14 protein-coding genes are annotated in these 16,894 nt (G+C 59.3%); 10 read left to right on the top strand and 4 right to left on the bottom strand.

The features are described 5' to 3' along the window. Positions 1 to 83 precede the first annotated feature (83 nt). On the top strand, positions 84 to 335 hold the full coding sequence (locus tag EV660_RS09345; RefSeq protein ID WP_071481896.1) for a PepSY domain-containing protein: 252 nt from the start codon (positions 84 to 86) through the stop codon (positions 333 to 335). On the opposite strand, the gene bchJ is transcribed toward EV660_RS09345, so the two are convergent. The 4 genes from bchJ to EV660_RS09325 all read right to left on the bottom strand — a co-directional run bounded on the left by bchJ (position 313) and on the right by EV660_RS09325 (position 5,027). Beyond that, a complete protein-coding gene (gene bchJ, locus EV660_RS09340) occupies positions 313 to 933 on the bottom strand; it encodes a bacteriochlorophyll 4-vinyl reductase (protein ID WP_071479759.1) in 621 nt (206 codons plus the stop codon). The two genes, EV660_RS09345 and bchJ, sit on opposite strands and share 23 nt — an antisense overlap. 6 nt (positions 934 to 939) lie before the next feature. After that, positions 940 to 2,640: a magnesium-protoporphyrin IX monomethyl ester anaerobic oxidative cyclase gene (gene bchE / locus EV660_RS09335; RefSeq protein ID WP_071479760.1), complete on the bottom strand. Its 1,701-nt coding sequence runs from the start codon at positions 2,638 to 2,640 to the stop codon at positions 940 to 942. 97 nt (positions 2,641 to 2,737) lie between these two features. Continuing rightward, positions 2,738 to 4,108, bottom strand: coding sequence for a transcriptional regulator PpsR (gene ppsR / locus EV660_RS09330; RefSeq protein ID WP_260162285.1), 1,371 nt, complete (start codon positions 4,106 to 4,108; stop codon positions 2,738 to 2,740). 121 nt (positions 4,109 to 4,229) lie between these two features. Next, complete coding sequence (locus EV660_RS09325) at positions 4,230 to 5,027, bottom strand: cobalamin B12-binding domain-containing protein (protein WP_100319074.1); 798 nt, start codon at positions 5,025 to 5,027, stop codon at positions 4,230 to 4,232. A gap of 319 nt (positions 5,028 to 5,346) precedes the next feature. Here EV660_RS09325 and bchF point away from each other — a divergent pair, with 319 nt between their 5' ends. The 9 genes from bchF (at position 5,347) to puhB (ending at position 16,889) form a co-directional block, all read left to right on the top strand. After that, positions 5,347 to 5,832: a 2-vinyl bacteriochlorophyllide hydratase gene (gene bchF / locus EV660_RS09320; protein ID WP_071479762.1), complete on the top strand. Its 486-nt coding sequence runs from the start codon at positions 5,347 to 5,349 to the stop codon at positions 5,830 to 5,832. Beyond that, positions 5,829 to 7,109 carry a ferredoxin:protochlorophyllide reductase (ATP-dependent) subunit N gene (locus EV660_RS09315; protein ID WP_071479763.1) on the top strand — a complete coding sequence of 427 codons (1,281 nt, stop codon included), beginning with the start codon at positions 5,829 to 5,831 and terminating at the stop codon, positions 7,107 to 7,109. Before bchF ends, EV660_RS09315 begins: the two co-directional genes overlap by 4 nt. Before the next feature lie 49 nt (positions 7,110 to 7,158). Next, the gene (bchB, locus tag EV660_RS09310) at positions 7,159 to 8,742 is read left to right on the top strand and encodes a ferredoxin:protochlorophyllide reductase (ATP-dependent) subunit B (protein ID WP_071479764.1); all 1,584 of its coding nucleotides are present in this window, start codon (positions 7,159 to 7,161) and stop codon (positions 8,740 to 8,742) included. Next, complete coding sequence (locus EV660_RS09305) at positions 8,732 to 12,289, top strand: magnesium chelatase subunit H (RefSeq protein ID WP_071479765.1); 3,558 nt, start codon at positions 8,732 to 8,734, stop codon at positions 12,287 to 12,289. The genes bchB and EV660_RS09305 overlap by 11 nt, the downstream gene beginning before the upstream one ends. 97 nt (positions 12,290 to 12,386) lie before the next feature. Continuing rightward, positions 12,387 to 13,283 (top strand): ferredoxin:protochlorophyllide reductase (ATP-dependent) iron-sulfur ATP-binding protein, encoded by an 897-nt coding sequence (bchL, locus tag EV660_RS09300; protein ID WP_071481898.1) that lies wholly within the window; start codon positions 12,387 to 12,389, stop codon positions 13,281 to 13,283. Next, positions 13,283 to 13,957: a magnesium protoporphyrin IX methyltransferase gene (bchM, locus tag EV660_RS09295; RefSeq protein ID WP_071479766.1), complete on the top strand. Its 675-nt coding sequence runs from the start codon at positions 13,283 to 13,285 to the stop codon at positions 13,955 to 13,957. The genes bchL and bchM overlap by 1 nt, the downstream gene beginning before the upstream one ends. After that, complete coding sequence (locus tag EV660_RS09290; protein WP_071481899.1) at positions 13,954 to 15,390, top strand: PucC family protein; 1,437 nt, start codon at positions 13,954 to 13,956, stop codon at positions 15,388 to 15,390. Before bchM ends, EV660_RS09290 begins: the two co-directional genes overlap by 4 nt. Positions 15,391 to 15,408: 18 nt before the next feature. After that, positions 15,409 to 16,212 (top strand): photosynthetic reaction center subunit H, encoded by an 804-nt coding sequence (gene puhA, locus EV660_RS09285; protein WP_071479767.1) that lies wholly within the window; start codon positions 15,409 to 15,411, stop codon positions 16,210 to 16,212. Between the two features lie 35 nt (positions 16,213 to 16,247). Beyond that, on the top strand, positions 16,248 to 16,889 hold the full coding sequence (puhB, locus tag EV660_RS09280; RefSeq protein WP_071479768.1) for a photosynthetic complex putative assembly protein PuhB: 642 nt from the start codon (positions 16,248 to 16,250) through the stop codon (positions 16,887 to 16,889). The last annotated feature ends 5 nt before the right edge of the window (positions 16,890 to 16,894 follow it).

Here is a 16,894-nt window from a genome sequence, read left to right as displayed (position 1 = left end):
GGGTTTCCGCGCAGCTTGGCTGCACTTGGATTGAAAGCACCGGTAGCATTCTTACTTATAGTCAAAGATCGAGCGGAGGCATGATGAAACTGCGTTATATTTTCCCTGTAGCCCTTGCGCTTAGCGCTGGCCCGGCCTTGGCCGAACGTACGCCCCCGGCGCAGGCTTTGCCTTTGTCCGAAATTGTTGCCGGGCTTGAAGATCGCTACGACATTCACTTCATCGACGAGATTGAATGGGATGACGATGGCTATTGGGAGGTGGAACTTTTCACCCGCGACGGCGCCAAAGTCGAAATCAAGGTCGATCCCGTTACAGGAAAATTGCATCACTAGTCTCGGGGGATAGGGCCGCTTTTGCGGGGCCAATCCGGAACCGACAGGCCGGCGCACCCGTGGCGCTACAACTGACCTCTTGGACATGGGTTGACGGCCAGACCAATTCCGAAAACAGACGTTCAAAGACCGCTGCGTGCCAATGACAGATCGGCGCGTGTGCGCCCATCTGCGCCAGCGGGTTTTTCGCAATCTCGAAGACCAGCGGCGCATGGCTGACCACACGAAACTTGCCAGAGCCTGCGAATGTCCAAGCGTGCTTTGCAATCGCTGCCGCAAGAAGGCGTGCACCCAAAGGCGCGGGCAAAGCCCGGATCAACCGCTGTGCAAGGGCGGGGATGCGATGGGCCAGAATATACTCACCCGTCGCCAGCCCTGCCGCACGCTGTATGCGCGCGGCACGATCTGGCAGGTACAACCGCACGGCATTGTGCAGCCGTGCGACCTGATCCTCTGGCAACATTCCCGCATCGGCGGGCGGCTCCTCTATCTCGGCCCGGTAAAGCAGTGCATTTCGCAAGGCCTCGCCAATCTCGGCGTCGAGCACGGGCAAATGTTGCAGAACCGCATTTGGTCCAATTTTCGCCGTGCCCGACACTTTTGATTACTCCGCAGGTTCGCGCAGACCGGGCGTCGCGCCATTGGGCATACGGAACGGACGCGGGGCTTGTGCCTCGTCTTCCATCTGCCCGCCGCCGCCGCAAGCCTTGATCGCATTGCGCTCTTCTGCACGCGCCTTGCCTTGCGCGCGCAACGCCTCGCGCCGCTCTGCGGCTTTGCGCTTCTTGTCGGCGTGATCTTCCCAATCCGCCATTTGCGCATCGGCGATGGTTCGGCTCATGTCGAAGCCAAAATCCATCTTGTCGCGGGATTCCAGCTTGAAATATCCGTGTTTTCCAAGGTCATAGAACTGCCGCTGCACACCCGCCTTAAGAAATGCCTTCAGACAGCCCAGCAGATATTTCCGTCGATAGCCTGTCCCGCGCCAAGGGTAATGGAACAGCGCCTTGCGCATGTAGAAGCGGCGATAGTTCTTCAGCACCCCTTCCAGCAGGCCACCGCGCGTCATGTCCTTGGGCTTCATGATCGGGGTTACGAAATTGTATTTGGAATAGTCGAACACCTCGACCTGATCACGCAATTCCTGAAACAACGGCGTAAAGGGCCAAGGCGTATACATGGCCCAGTTTGCCAGATCGGGCTGCCAGTCCCATGCCATCTGGAAGGTTTCCTCCAGTGTCTCGGCAGTCTCATTATCCAGCCCAACAATGAACTGTGCCTCAGTGAAGATATCGGCTTCGCGCAGAAGGCGGATTGCTTCCTTGTTGTCTGCGACCGTGGTTTCCTTGTTGAACTGGTCCAGCTTCAACTGCGCCGCGGCCTCGGTGCCCAGCGAGACGTGCACAAGCCCGGCCTTGCGGTAGAAGGGCAGCAACTCCTTGTCGCGCATGATATCCGTCACGCGGGTATTGATCCCCCATTGAATGCGGCGCGGCAGGTCGCGGGCAATCAACTCCTCGCAGAATTCAATGAATTTCTTGCGGTTGATGGTGGGTTCCTCATCGGCAAGAATGAAGAATCCAACACCATGGTTTTCAACCAGATCTTCGATTTCATCGACCACCTTCTTGGGGTCGCGCACCCGGTAATCGCGCCAGAATTTCCACTGGCTGCAAAACGAACAGGTGAAGGGACAACCGCGCGCCATGTTGGGGATGGCCACACGCCGGTTCAGCGGCACATAGATGTATTTGTCCCATTCCAGAATTGACCAGTCCGGCTTGATCCCATCAAGATTTTTGACCGTAGAGGCAGCTTGCGTGGCGACGATCTCGCCCTCTTCGATAAAGGCAAGGCCCTGAATCTTGCGCCTGTCGGCGGGCCACCGCCCCTCGGCTATGGCGTTCATCAGATTGACGACAATCTCCTCGCCCTCGCCGCGCACGATCGTATCAATCCACGGCGCTTCAGAAAGGACCTGCCGGAACATGAAAGTGCCGTGAATGCCGCCCAACACTGTCACGACATCGGGATTGACATCCTTGGCGATGCGCAACACCTCTTCCGCGACATAGATCGACGGGGTGATCGCGGTGGTACCGACGACATCCGGCTTCAACTCTTCGAACTGCGCGCGCAAAGCGTCGTTGTCGACATGGTTGGTCATAGCGTCGATGAAGTGGATATCATCGAAGCCAGCGGCCCGCAGCGAACCGGTCAGATAGGCCACCCAAGCAGGCGGCCAGCTCCCGGCAATCTCGGCGCCGCCAGAATGGTAATTCGGGTGAACAAAGACGATTCGCATGGGTTCCCTCCATTGTGTAAACACAGGCTTACACACATGAAGGAAACTTTAATTGACACAGATCAAGTTCACCTTGATCGACGCCTGAAAAGCTGAATTATCCCTCGTCCCTGCTGACAAGATCGTATTTTCGCAGCTTCACATAAAGCGACTGGCGCGACAACCCAAGCATTTCAGCGGCTGCGACACGGTTGTTGCGAGTCAACTCCAGAGCGGTCTCAATACAGATCCGCTCGATCACGTCGGTCGTCTCGGACACGATATCCTTGAGTGTGGAAGAGCCGACAAGTTCGATGACGCCTTGCATACTCTGGTCCTGCGCGCCGGTAGTGTCCGGCCTGACCGCCCCGGCGCTGGACGAATTGCGCAAGACCAGCGCCAGAACCGGGTCAAACTGGTCATCCAGCCATGTGGCCGATATCTCGACCCCGACTTGCGCGCCGAAATCGGTATTGAGCCTGGTTGCATACATGCGCAACTGCCCTGCCCGGCGCGCATTTTCCAACAGAACACGCAAGTCCACCGTACCGCGCGCAAGAAAATCTGCCAGCGACCTGCCACGCACCGCTGAAGCGGACGGCACATCTGTCAGGTTCAGGAATGTCTCGCTTGCTGCAAGAATATTTCCATCACGATCAGCAAACACAATCGCGTCTGACCCGTGATTGAACAGCTGGCGCAAGTTGGATGTCAATTGTTCGTCCGCGATTGCCCCCTCACCGGGGTCTGTCAGCCGAACGATTGCCAGTTGCTCCCCAGAAGCGCGGAACATTTTGCCCGACATCTGCAACCTTCGCTGCGAGGACTTGATCTCAACTTCCAGAACTGCGGCCGTCCCGGTTTGTGCCGGGTTTTCCAAAGCGGAAACAAGGCTGTCACGGGTGTGATCGACAAAGAAGTCGGCCAGCGACCTGCCCAACAGGTCCCCACGCGGGCGCGACAGCATCAGCGCTGCGTTATGATTGATATCGACAATCAGCCCGGACCCAACTGAAACCAACACAATGGAGTCATTCGTGAAGTCCATCAGCAACCGATACCGCGTATCAATTTCGCGCTGCACCTCGTGGTCGCGCTCCAGCGCGATTTGTGCATTCAGCAGCATTTGCTGCATTTCTATCGTCGGGCGCTGATCCTGCCCGACCATCAGCACATGGCGCCGGTCATGCATCAGATGCAGCGCATAACGCACAGGCAAGGTTTCGCCCTGCCCGATGACATGCTGCAACTCCACCCAGCGCAAGGGGGCAGACGCAGAACTGGCCACATCACTCGAAAGCTGCTCGATACGTTGATGCAACTTTTCAGATGACATGGAGTCAATTAATTCAGAAAGCGCCTTGTCTTTCCATCCCGCCACGATACCTGACGTCGGGGAGCCCGGCCGTGAAGACACCGCACGGACACGACCCTCAGGTGAAAGGACAAGGCAGATATCTGCCATGCTTGTAAGCACAGAGGAGGTCAAGGGATCATCGAAGAACCTTGCAATCTCTTCTGGTCCTGACAGCCCACCATGATCTGGCAAGGTCACTCGCTTCCCTCCTGCTGCCACAGCGGCAGCGTAATTCTTGTCGGCGAGCAATGCTTTATTCTGCTGCCGCAATAGTTTGCTGTATGCCGCAAGAATGAAGAGCGCAGGCAATGTCACTTGTGACAATATCTGCGCCGGTTGTATCTGCGATTCGGCGGTGATCAGTATCGCTATTCTCTCGCAAAACCAAGCCCCCCCCAATCACGATAGGAATGTCTTCGTGTGACCAGGTCCGCAACTCTCGCACCATGGCGGCACATGGCAATACCGAAGTCTTGTTTGAAACGGAGATAAACACGGCATTAAACCTGTTATGCGCCAGCACATCGCGCAACTCGGTCGCGGCAGGAAGCAACATCACCTTCACCGATACCCCGATCCGTCGCAACTGGTTGGCGGCCAGCATCACCCCAAAGGTATGCTGCTCTCCTTTGGGCAGTGTCAGAAGGATACGACCATCCCCGACCGGCCCCATACGGTCTGACGCCCAAGCGCGCCCAAGTTCACGCAGCAGGTTTTGCAGCCGGGCACAGGCAAGCGACGCGTGCAGAATGTCTATCTCTTCATTATGCCATTCTCGCCCGATCACCCCCAGAGCGTTTGGCAAATACGCATCCAGCACCTCTTCTGCCGAGATGCGCCGCATGCGCATTTCAGCGTAAAGGGTGCTCAATGCACGGCTGTCGCCACTTCGCGCGAAATCGGTAACCAGCTTTGCGATGATTGTACTGAGCGCGGCATGCCCCGTTCCGGATGCCTGCGCCAACTCGGATACGACGCGCATGGCGAACCTGCGCACCGACATATCCTCTGAGTGCTTGGAAGATGTCACCGGATGCACCAAACCAACCATATTTCCCGCCCCCTCAAATGCGCGGCAGCTCCAGCCCTCTGCGCGGTAAAGAGCTTTGACGGCGGAATGCCATCGCATATTACCGTCTCAGGAACCCGCAGAATTGTCAAATAAAACTTACAACCAGCAAACAGCCATCTTTGCCGCTAGATGCATTTGATTTGTATATACTTGATTTTATTATAAATCACGGCACATTGAATTTAGGAGCCACGTAAACCCACGCAACCATCAGCCGATTCCCGACGTGTAAGTTTTAGTTGACACTCATGTATGTCAGGGGCTAAGCTTCACTTGGGAATCGCGATCGGGGGGCCATATGGCGCAGAATTTGCAAAAAGCGCTCTACACGCCAGAACAGCGCAAGAAGCGCGACGCATCACGGTGGACGCTTGTGCAAGGCATCCTGGCGCCTGTGCAATTCATTATATGCCTCATTTCTGCGGCACTGGTCTTGCGCTTTCTGATGACGGGTGAGGGCTATATTGCCGCGACCATTTCGGTTCTGATCAAGACCCTCGCACTCTATACCATCATGGTCACCGGCGCGATCTGGGAAAAGGAAGTCTTTGGCCAGTATCTTCTGGCCCCGGCGTTCTTTTGGGAAGATGTCGTCAGCTTCGGGGTGATTGCCCTGCACACGCTCTACCTGGCAGGGTTGTTCATGGGCTTCATGACACCAGATCAGCTCATGATCCTCGCGCTTGTGGCCTATGCCGCCTATTTCGTGAATGCCGCACAGTTCATTTGGAAACTGCGCATGGCGCGCCTTTCTACGCCCGCACCGCTTGAGGTGTCAGCATGAGCACAGGTTGCCGCGACACACCCGTCCTGAAGCAGCGTGGCCAACGCGAGGTATTTTGCGGCCTCACTGGTATCATCTGGCTGCACCGCAAGATGCAGGACGCTTTCTTCCTCGTGGTCGGATCGCGCACCTGCGCGCATCTGCTGCAATCTGCGGCAGGGGTTATGATCTTTGCCGAACCACGCTTCGGCACGGCCATTCTGGAAGAAAAAGACCTTGCTGGCATGGCAGACGCGAATGAAGAGCTAGACCGCGAAGTTGCCCGCCTGCTGGCCCGCCGTCCTGATATCAAGCAACTGTTCCTCGTCGGCTCCTGCCCGTCAGAGGTGATCAAGCTGGACCTCGCACGTGCAGCCGAACGGTTGAGTGTGATCCACGGGCCGAATGTGCGCGTGCTGAATTTCTCCGGCTCAGGGATCGAGACGACGTTCACACAAGGCGAAGATGCTTGCCTGGCCTCGATGGTGCCTGCCTTGCCCAGCACCCCGGAAAAGCAGCTGTTGCTCGTCGGCGCTCTGCCCGATGTGGTTGAGGATCAGGCGCTGGCACTTCTTGCGCAGATTGGCGTGACGCCCGTGCGCTGCCTGCCATCGCGCCGCGTTCAGGATACGCCCGCAATCGGGCCGAATACCGTCTTTGCGCTTACCCAACCCTTCCTGGGCGACACCCATGCCGCCCTCACACGTGCGGGCGCGCGCCACATTTCCGCGCCGTTCCCCTTTGGCGTCGAAGGCAGCACTCTCTGGCTCAAGGCCATTGCTGCCGAATTCGGCATCGCGCCAGAGAAGGTTGATCAAGTTGTTGCAGCCCCGCGCGTCCGCGCTGAAAAGGCAATAGCCGCCGCCGCGACAACTCTGCGCGGCAAACGCATCTTCTTCATGCCCGACAGCCAGCTTGAAATCCCGCTGGCCCGCTTCCTGACCCGCGAATGCGGCATGGACGCCATCGAGATCGGCACGCCTTATCTGCATACCGACCTGCATGGCCCGGAACTCGACCTGATCGCGGAGGGCCCCACCCTCTCCGAAGGGCAGGATGTCGATCTGCAACTCGACCGTGTCCGCGCCTCGCGCCCGGACCTGACGGTCTGCGGCCTTGGCCTTGCCAACCCGCTGGAAGCCGAAGGACTGGCAACCAAATGGGCGATCGAACTGGTCTTTACGCCTGTCCATTTCTTTGAACAGGCAGGCGATCTTGCCGCGCTTTTTGCACGCCCCCTGCGCCGCCATGCAGCCCTGAAGCGGCAGCACCCGAACCGGCTGGAGGCAGCAGAATGACCCCTGTCCATTTTCTTGCCAAAAATACTCAAACTGCAACGGTGCACGCATGAAACTCGCTGTCTGGACATATGAAGGCCCGCCCCATGTCGGTGCCATGCGTGTCGCAACAGGGATGACCGGGCTGCACCTTGTGCTCCATGCGCCCCAAGGCGACACCTATGCCGATCTGCTCTTCACCATGATAGAGCGGCGCAATCACCGCCCCCCCGTCAGCTACACCACCTTTCAGGCCCGTGATCTGGGGGCCGATACGTCTGGCCTGTTCACCTCGGCCTGCCGCGATGCCCATGCCCGCTTCCAGCCACAGGCGCTGATGGTCGCGGCCTCATGTACGGCAGAGCTTATTCAGGATGACCCAGGCGGTCTGGCCGAAGCAATGGACCTGCCTGTGCCTGTTATCGCGCTGGAATTGCCAAGCTATCAGCGCAAGGAAAACTTTGGCTGTGATGAGGCATTCTTGCAGATATGCCGCACACTGGCCAAACCGATGCCCCGCTCAGACCGGGTGACGTGTAACATCCTTGGTCCCACGGCCCTTGGCTTTCGCCACCGCGATGATCTGGCCGAGATTACCGGCCTCTTGTCCGAGATGGGAATCGAGGTCAATGTCGCAGCCCCGATGGGCGCGTCTCCGGCCGATATCGCGCGGATGGGCCGGGCACATTTCAACGTGCTGCTCTATCCGGAAACGGCCGAATCTGCCGCGCGCTGGTGCGAGAAAGAGCTTGGCCAGCCTTATACAAAAACCATCCCCATCGGCGCCAACGCAACCCGCGCCTTCATCGAGGAAGTGCGCACGCTCTCCGGCAGCACCCTGCCGGTTGACGAGGCGCGCATGCGCCAGCCATGGTGGGCGGCAAGCGTTGACAGCACCTACCTGACCGGCAAGCGCGTCTTTCTGTTTGGCGATGGCACACATGTCATGGCCGCCGCCAAGGTCGCCCGCGATGAAATGGGTTTCGAGGTCTGTGGCATGGGGTGCTACAACCGCGAACAGGCCCGCCCGTTGCGCGCATTGGCAAAAGAATTTGGCCTCGATGCGCTGATCACCGATGACTATCTCGAAGTCGAACGCGCTATTGAAGATGCCGCGCCGGAAATGATCCTTGGCACCCAGATGGAACGCCATATCGGCAAACGTCTGGGCATTCCCTGCGCTGTCATTTCCGCACCCGTCCATGTGCAGGATTTCCCCGCCCGCTACTCCCCCCAGATGGGGTTTGAGGGCGCGAATGTGCTGTTCGACACCTGGGTTCACCCACTGGTCATGGGGCTTGAAGAACATCTTCTGCACATGTTCCGCGACGATTTCGAATTCCATGACGAAGCAGGCCCCTCGCATCATGGCGGCCATGCGCCCCGGAATGATCCGGGTGCACCTGCCGCGCCTGCGGCCGCGGATGAAGGGGGCTCGATGCCCCCGCCATCCGCCCCCCCTGCCCAACCCGACACGCCATCGCTGCCCGACAACATCATCTGGCTCAGCTGTGCCGAACGCGAATTGAAGAAAATCCCCTTCTTCGTGCGCGGCAAGGCAAGGCGCAACACCGAAAAATTCGCGCTTGAAAAGGGCCTACACGAAATCTCTGTCGATACGCTTTACGAGGCCAAGGCCCATTATGCTCGATAGTCGCACACTCCAACCCACTCCCTACCGTTTTGTGGTCGTCACGCTTGACGCACATGCTGCCGGACCGGCAGAGCGTGTATTGCCGCGTCTGCGTCAGGACTTTCCGGGGTTGGACGTGTCGATTCACGCAGCCGCCGAATGGGCCGAAAACCCCGCCGCTTTGTCAGAGGCAAAGGCCGCGATCAACGCGGCTGATATCGTTGTGGCCAACCTGCTGTTCATCGAGGAGCATGTCAGCGCCTGCCTGCCTGAATTGCAGGCCGCCAGCGCGCGCTGTGATGCCTTTGTCGGCGTGATCGCAGACCCCCAGATCGTCAAGCTGACGAAAATGGGTGATCTGGACATGTCGAAACCCGCAACCGGTATTGCCAAGATCATGAAGAAATTGCGCGGGGGTGGCGACAAGTCCAAGCCTGCCTCTGGCGAAAAGCAGATGAGCCTGCTGCGCCGCCTGCCCAAAATCCTGCGTTTCATCCCCGGCAAGGCGCAGGACCTGCGCGCATGGTTCCTGTCCATGCAATACTGGCTTGGCGGTTCGGATGACAATATCGAAGCGATGATGCGCTTTCTCATCTCGCGCTATGCCAAACGTCCTGAATGGCGCGAGATCAAGGCCGCAGCCCCGATTGATTACCCCGATGTGGGCCTCTATCACCCCGATCTTGCGGACCGCATCACCACCGATCTGGCAGACCTGCCCCGGCCAGAGAATGCCAAGGGCACAATCGGCCTGTTGCTGATGCGCTCTTACATACTTGCCTCGGACACCGCGCATTATGACGCGGTCATTCGCGCTATGGAGGCACAGGGCCTTGCTGTTATCCCCGCCTTTGCGGGCGGGCTGGATGGCCGACCGGCGATTTCCAAGTATCATGCCGGGAATATTGACACGCTCTTGTCGCTGACGGGCTTCAGCCTTGTGGGCGGGCCTGCCTATAATGACAGCCCCGCCGCAGTCGAAGTGCTGACAGACCTGAACGTGCCCTATATGGTCGCCCATCCGCTGGAATTTCAGACACTGGGTCAATGGGCAGGCTCGGGCGGCGGGCTTGGCCCGGTTGAAACGACAATGCTGATCGCGCTGCCGGAGATCGATGGCGCAAGCTGCCCCACGGCCTATGCCGGGCGTCACGGGGTCGAGGGCTGTCAGGGCTGCCCGGGCGGCTGCATGCCGATGAACGAGGCCAACACCAAGGCAATGGCCCCCTGCCCCGAGCGTATTCTGGCGCTGGCCGACAAGGCCGCGCGCATGGTCCGTCTGCGCCGTGCCGAAGTGGCCCAGCGCAAGGTCGCCATCGTGCTTTATGGCTTCCCTCCCAACGCGGGCGCAGTCGGCACCGCCGCCTATCTCTCGGTGTTCGAGAGCCTATATAACACCCTGCATGCCATGGCGCGCGAAGGCTATAATCTGACCCCGCCAGAAAGCGTGGACGCATTGCGTGCGATGGTGCTTGAAGGCAATGCGCGGACTTTCGGCATGCCCGCAAATGTCGCGGCCCATGTCAGCGCCGACCGGATCGTCAGTGGCACCCCCTGGCTGTCCGAGATCGAAGATGTCTGGGGCCCTGCACCAGGGCGCGAACAGTCCGATGGGCGCGGAGTCTTCGTGCTGGGGGCAGATTTCGGCAATGTCTTTGTCGGCGTGCAGCCCACATTTGGCTACGAAGGCGACCCGATGCGCCTTTTGTTTGAGAAAGGCTTTGCGCCTACGCATGCCTTCACCACCTTCTACCGTTGGATTCGTGAAGAGTTTGCCGCCGATGCCGTGCTGCATTTCGGCATGCATGGCGCGTTGGAATTCATGCCAGGCAAGCAGGCCGGTGTCAGCCGCACCTGCTGGCCCGACCGCCTGATCGGCAATCTGCCGAATATCTACCTGTATGCCGCGAACAACCCGTCCGAGGCATCCTTGGCCAAGCGCCGCTCGAACGCGGTCACGATCACGCATCTGACCCCGCCGGTCGCCCAAGCGGGTCTGTATCGGGGCCTGCAAGAGTTGAAAGACAGTTTGCAGCGCTGGCGCAGCCTGGATCATGCGACAGAAGATCGGAGTGATCTGGAAGCCCTGATCGCAGAACAGGCCGCAGCGCTTGATTTGTCGGGCGATCCCGCCGGTCTGTGGCTGAAACTGCTGGAGGTTGAGGATGCGCTGATCCCCGAAGGTTTGCACATTATGGGCAAGCCTATGGATGCGGATGCGCGCAAACATCTTCTGGCGCAGGTCAATGTCGATGATGTGACCCGCGCACGGATGGACCGCGACCTTCAGAGTGACCACGAAATGCGCGGCCTGTTGCGCGCCCTTGGCGCCGAATACATCGCGCCGGTGCCGGGCGGCGACCTGATCCGCTCGCCCGAGATTGTGCCGACAGGGCGCAACATTCACGCCTTTGACCCGTTCCGCATGCCCACGGCCTTTGCGCTGCGCGAAGGGGCCGTGCAGGCGCAAAAACTGCTGGACGCGCACCCGGTTCTGCCGCGCACGGTCGCGATGGTGCTGTGGGGGTCAGACAATATCAAATCCGATGGTGGCCCGATGGCGCAGGCGCTGGCGCTGATGGGCGCAACCCCGCGCTTTGATGCCTATGGCCGCCTGTCGGGGGCAGATCTGATCCCGCTGGCCGAATTGGGCCGCCCGCGTATCGATGTGGTGATGACCCTGTCAGGTATTTTCCGCGACCTGCTGCCACTGCAAACCCGCCTGCTGGCCGAGGCCGCGCTGAAAGCGGCACTGGCGGACGAACCAGAGGCACAGAATTTCATTCGCGCCCATGCACTTGCTGCGGCACGCGATCTTGGTGTGTCGCTGGAGACGGCGGCCCTGCGCGTCTTCTCGAATGCCGAGGGGGCTTATGGATCAAATGTCAATCAGCTGGTCGACAGCTCCGCTTTTGGCGAGGAAGACGAACTGGCCGATGCCTATCAGGCGCGCAAGGGTTTTGCATATGGCGTGAATGGCAAGCCTGTCGCACAGCCGAACTTGCTGAAAGCGGCCCTGAAAACCGTTGATCTGGCGTATCAGAACCTTGAATCGGTCGAATTGGGTGTGACGACCGTTGACCACTATTTCGACACGCTGGGCGGCATCGCACGGGCCGTGAAGCGCGCGCGCGGCGGGGCAGATACACCTGTCTATATTGGTGATCAGACGCGCGGCAGCGGCAAGGTACGTAGCCTGCGCGACCAGATCGCACTGGAGACGCGCTCGCGCTCGCTTAACCCGAAATTCTATGAAGCGCTTCTGGTCCACAAGGCCGAAGGCGTGCGCCAGATCGAGGCACAGGTCACCAATACGATGGGCTGGTCGGCCACGACCGGCACAGTTGAACCCTGGGTCTATCAGCGCCTGTCAGAGACTTTCGTCCTGGATGAGGCCATGCGCCGCCGTCTGGCCGAATTGAACCCGCAAGCCAGCGCAAGACTGGCCGGACGCCTGATCGAAGCGTCCGAGCGTAACTACTGGCAACCCGATGCGGCCACACTGGCTGCACTTCAGGACGCCGCAGACGAAATTGAAGACCGTGTTGAAGGGATTGCCGCCGAATGAGCATGCCCGCAACAGCCATGATACCCCGGACAGGCGGGGGGCCAGCCCCCCGCACCCCCCGGAGTATTTTTCGCAAGAAAATGAAGGGAATGAAGACATGAGCCCAAGAGATGAGATTCCAGACCTGAAAGGTCGTGATGGAGAAGGCTCGGTGCAGGTACATCTGGACCCAGCCACGAAAATCGAGGGCGCCACTGTGTTTTCGATCTATGGCAAGGGCGGGATCGGCAAATCGACGACCAGTTCAAACCTGTCTGCGGCCTTTGCCGCGATGGGCAAGCGTGTTTTGCAGATCGGCTGCGACCCGAAACATGACAGCACATTCACCCTGACCGGCCAATTACAGCCCACCGTGATCGACATTCTGAAGGAGGTGGATTTCCACGCCGAGGAGTTGCGCCCTGAAGATTATGTGACCGAAGGCTGGGGCGGCGTGAAATGTGTGGAAGCAGGCGGCCCGCCTGCAGGCACAGGCTGTGGCGGCTATGTCGTGGGCCAGACCGTCAAGCTGCTGAAGCAACACCATATGCTGGATGACACGGATGTGGTGATTTTCGATGTGCTAGGCGATGTGGTCTGCGGTGGCTTTGCCGCACCGCTGCAACATGCCGACCGCGCTGTGATCGTCACCGCCAATGATTTCGACAGCATCTATGCGATGAACCGGATCATTGCCGCCGTGCAGGCGAAATCGGCCAATTACAAGGTCCGGCTGGCGGGATGTATCGCAAACCGGTCGCATGACACGGATGAGGTTGATCGCTTCTGCGACCGTGTGGGTTTCAAGCGCATGGGCCATATGCCCGATGTTGATGCCATTCGTCGGTCGCGCCTGAAGAAGAAGACGCTCTTTGCAATGGACGAAGATGAAGCAGTGCTGGCCTGCCGCAAGGAGTATATGCGTCTGGCAGAGATGCTTTACAGGGGGACCGAACCGCTCAATCCGGTCTCTATGCCCGACCGCGAGATTTTCGAGTTTCTGGGGTTTGATTGATGCGCGATTTGACCCCTTCCCCCAGCTATGAGGGCACCCGCGCCCGTGTTGCCAGCTATTTTGATGGCACGGCAACGCGTGTGTGGGAACGGCTGACCTCGGATGCGCCGGTTTCGCGCATTCGACAGACCGTGCGCGAGGGGCGCGATACGATGCGCGCATTGATGCTGGATCAGCTGCCTGCCGATCTGCACGGCGCGCGCGTTCTGGATGCCGGTTGCGGCACCGGGGCTGCCAGTGCCGAACTGGCCGCGCGGGGTGCCACTGTCACCGCGATCGACATCTCACCCAAACTGGTCGAGATAGCGGCGCGGCGCCTGCCTGCCGGGCTGGCCGGGCAGGTGGAATTTCGGACAGGCGATATGCTCGCGGCCGAGTTGGGATGCTTTGACCATGTCATCGCGATGGACAGCCTGATCTATTACACCCAACCCGATCTGGAAGCCGCCCTTGACGGGCTGAGTGCGCGTGCAGGCCAGATCACCTTTACCGTTGCCCCGCGCACGGCACTGTTGATGGGCATGTGGCATGCAGGCCGCATTTTCCCGCGCGCGGATCGCTCTCCAACCATGATCCCGCATGATTTCCGAAGCCTGAATGTGCAGGGCCTGTCGCGCGTGGGCCGGGTTTCGAGGGGGTTTTACATTTCTGAATGCCTGAAGGTGACGGCATGATCATTCCCAAAGCCATGTTCCAGAAAATCGGCACCAGTTGGTTGCCTTTCGCGGACGCGGCCTCGGAAGGGTTGCCGCTGGTCCAGATTTTGCGTCTCAGCCTGTTTCAGGTCAGCGTGGGCATGGCGACCGTATTGCTGCTGGGCACATTGAACCGCGTGATGATCGTGGAACTGTCGCTGGCGGCCAGCATCGTGGCCTTCATGATCGCGCTGCCAGTGCTGCTTGCGCCTTTCCGCGCGCTTCTGGGCTTTAAATCCGACACGCACCGCTCGGCCATTGGCTGGAAGCGGGTGCCTTATTTGTGGTTCGGATCGCTTTGGCAGTTTGGCGGCTTGGCGATCATGCCCTTTGCGCTGCTGGTCTTGACCGGCGATGTTGTCCATGATGTGCGCTTTGCCGGTGAAGTGATTGCCGCGCTTGCCTTTCTGATGACGGGTTTCGGCATGCATATGACCCAGACCGCAGGCATTGCACTGGCCGCAGACCGTGCCGATGACGAGACCCGCCCGCGTGTGGTCGCATTGCTATATGTCACTTTCCTTGCAGGCATGGCGATTTCGGCGCTGATCGTGGGCTATTTGCTGCGTGATTTCAGCGATCTGCGCCTGATTCAGGTGGTGCAGGGCTGTGCAGTGGCCACGCTTGCGCTGAACATCATCGCCCTGTGGAAACAGGAAAAGATCAAACCCATGACCCGCGCAGAGCGCGAGGCCCCCAAGCCCGCCTTCAAGGATGCCTGGAATGACTACATCAAGGGCGGTCAGGCTGGCCGGTTGCTGGCGGTCGTTTTCGTCGGCGGTCTGGCCTTCAACATGCAGGATGTTTTGCTGGAACCCTATGGTGGCGAGATCCTTGGCCTGTCGGTTGCCGCAACCACAACATTAACGGCAGTCTGGGCTGCGGGGGCGCTGCTTGGTTTCTGGCTGGCGGCGCGCTGGCTGTCGAACGGGCTGGACCAGTTCCGCATGGCCGCGCGGGGTATACTTGCAGGTATCTTTGCATTCTCGGCGGTCATTTTTGCAGGACCGCTTCAATCGGCGCCGGTCTTTTACGCTGGCGCATTCGGAATCGGGCTTGGGCTTGGGCTGTTCGCGGTTGCCACGCTGACAGCCGCAATGGAAATGCCACGCCGGGGCATTGTTGGCGGCGGGCTTGCGCTTGGCGCTTGGGGCGCGGCACAGGCAACTGCGGCTGGCCTGGCAGTTGCCCTGGGCGGGGGCATTCGTGACACCGTTCAGACACTGGCAAATAACGGGCATTTCGGCGCTGGCCTAATGACCCCCGATATAGGCTACTCGGTTGTCTACCATATCGAGATTGGCCTGCTTTTCCTGACCCTTATCATCCTGGGCCCGCTGGTGCGGACCCGTATTCTAGACACTTCACAACAACGCAACCAACGAATCGGCCTCGCCGACTTCCCGACTTGACACCACGGAGGACTAAACATGGATACCCCCTATGGATGGCTATTTTTCGGCAATTTTGATCTTGCCCTGATTTCGCTTTACCTCTTCTGGCTCTTCTTTGCCGGACTGATCTACTACATCCAGCGTGAAAACATGCGCGAAGGTTACCCGCTGGAAAACGATGATGGCACGCATGCCAATTCGTTGCTGCCTGTTCCAGAGCCGAAGACCTTTACACTCCCGCATGGTCGTGGCGAGGTGAAGGCACCTGACTTTGAGCGTGAAAAGCGCGAACTGGCACTGGCCCCGACCGAAACTGGCGGCGGTTTCCCGTTTGCCCCGACAGGCGACCCGATGAAAGATGGGGTTGGCCCCGCATCATGGGCCATGCGCCGTGACGAGCCGGAACTGGACGGACATGGACATCCGAAACTACAGCCCATGACCAAGGTTGGCGATTTTGCGGTGTCTGCCGGGCGGGACCCACGGGGCCTGCCAGTCGTCGGCAACGACCAGAAAGAAGCAGGCAAGATCACCGATATGTGGGTCGATGTGCCCGAACAGATGGTGCGCTATCTTGAAGCAACGCTCAGCGACGGCACCAAGCGTCTTGTTCCCATGACTATGGTGCGGATCAAATCCAACATGGTCTATGTCAACTCGATCGACGCTGCGTCCTTCGCAGACGCGCCGGTCATCGCGTCTGACAGCCAGCTCACCAAGCTGGAAGAAGACAAGGTGTCGGGTTTCTATGCGGGCGGCTACCTGTACCGCAGTGAGAAGCGCGTCACCCCAATGAGCAAGCTGCGCCTGCTTTCGGACATGCTTGGCAAACCTGCCTAAGCGCGACCAGACCAAAAACAAAAAGGAACCGGCCCATGTCACATGATGATTTCGCATTTGAACCTGTAAAGGGGTTGCCAGAGCGCCCCCCCGAGCATGAACGCATCTTGTGGCAGGGCCGGCCTGATACTTGGGCCCTTGCGCGCGAAGCCTATAAACTCAACTGGATCAACGTTTATTTCGTGGTGATCGTGGGCTGGCGTGCCTCTGTCGGCGCACTGGACACAGGTGCGGCGGGCGCATTCGCCTTTGGCCTGCCATATGCCATTCTGTGGGCCGCTGCTGTAGCTGTGATCATGCTGCTGGCCGTTGTTCAGGCCCGTGCAACCGTCTACACCATTACCACGGCGCGTGTTGCGATGCGCATTGGTGCAGCGCTTACTGTTACGCTGAATCTGCCCTTCCGCCAGATCGCAAATGCTGACCTTGCCCTGCGCAAGAACGGCACCGGAACAATCGCGCTGGAGACTTTGGGCGAAACGAAATTCTCCTATCTTATCCTGTGGCCACATTGCCGCCCCGGCCATGTGCGCGTCACAAAGCCTGCGCTTCGCTGCATTCCTGATGCCGCAAATGTTGCCAGCCTGCTGGCGGAAGCCGCAGAAACACGGGTCGCCCAACCTGTCATCGAACGCAAGCCAGCCGCCACTTCTGGCGATCTGGTCGCAGCAGAGTGAGGGAT

The sequence above is a fragment of the Roseinatronobacter bogoriensis DSM 18756 genome, assembly GCF_004366635.1.
GTDB lineage: Bacteria > Pseudomonadota > Alphaproteobacteria > Rhodobacterales > Rhodobacteraceae > Roseinatronobacter > Roseinatronobacter bogoriensis.
The sequence above is the reverse complement of the archived record's forward strand: the minus strand, read 5'-3'. Positions and strand labels throughout refer to the sequence as shown.

Excerpts from the sequence above, each read along its gene's own strand:
- puhB (WP_071479768.1), top strand. The coding sequence starts at position 16,248 with ATGTCACATGATGATTTCGCATTTGAACCTGTAAAGGGGTTGCCAGAG.
- bchB (WP_071479764.1), top strand. The coding sequence starts at position 7,159 with ATGAAACTCGCTGTCTGGACATATGAAGGCCCGCCCCATGTCGGTGCC.
- bchL (WP_071481898.1), top strand. The coding sequence starts at position 12,387 with ATGAGCCCAAGAGATGAGATTCCAGACCTGAAAGGTCGTGATGGAGAA.
- bchF (WP_071479762.1), top strand. The coding sequence starts at position 5,347 with ATGGCGCAGAATTTGCAAAAAGCGCTCTACACGCCAGAACAGCGCAAG.
- EV660_RS09290 (WP_071481899.1), top strand. The coding sequence starts at position 13,954 with ATGATCATTCCCAAAGCCATGTTCCAGAAAATCGGCACCAGTTGGTTG.
- EV660_RS09305 (WP_071479765.1), top strand. The coding sequence starts at position 8,732 with ATGCTCGATAGTCGCACACTCCAACCCACTCCCTACCGTTTTGTGGTC.
- EV660_RS09325 (WP_100319074.1), bottom strand. The coding sequence starts at position 5,027 with ATGGTTGGTTTGGTGCATCCGGTGACATCTTCCAAGCACTCAGAGGAT.
- EV660_RS09315 (WP_071479763.1), top strand. The coding sequence starts at position 5,829 with ATGAGCACAGGTTGCCGCGACACACCCGTCCTGAAGCAGCGTGGCCAA.
- puhA (WP_071479767.1), top strand. The coding sequence starts at position 15,409 with ATGGATACCCCCTATGGATGGCTATTTTTCGGCAATTTTGATCTTGCC.
- bchE (WP_071479760.1), bottom strand. The coding sequence starts at position 2,640 with ATGCGAATCGTCTTTGTTCACCCGAATTACCATTCTGGCGGCGCCGAG.
- EV660_RS09345 (WP_071481896.1), top strand. The coding sequence starts at position 84 with ATGAAACTGCGTTATATTTTCCCTGTAGCCCTTGCGCTTAGCGCTGGC.
- bchM (WP_071479766.1), top strand. The coding sequence starts at position 13,283 with ATGCGCGATTTGACCCCTTCCCCCAGCTATGAGGGCACCCGCGCCCGT.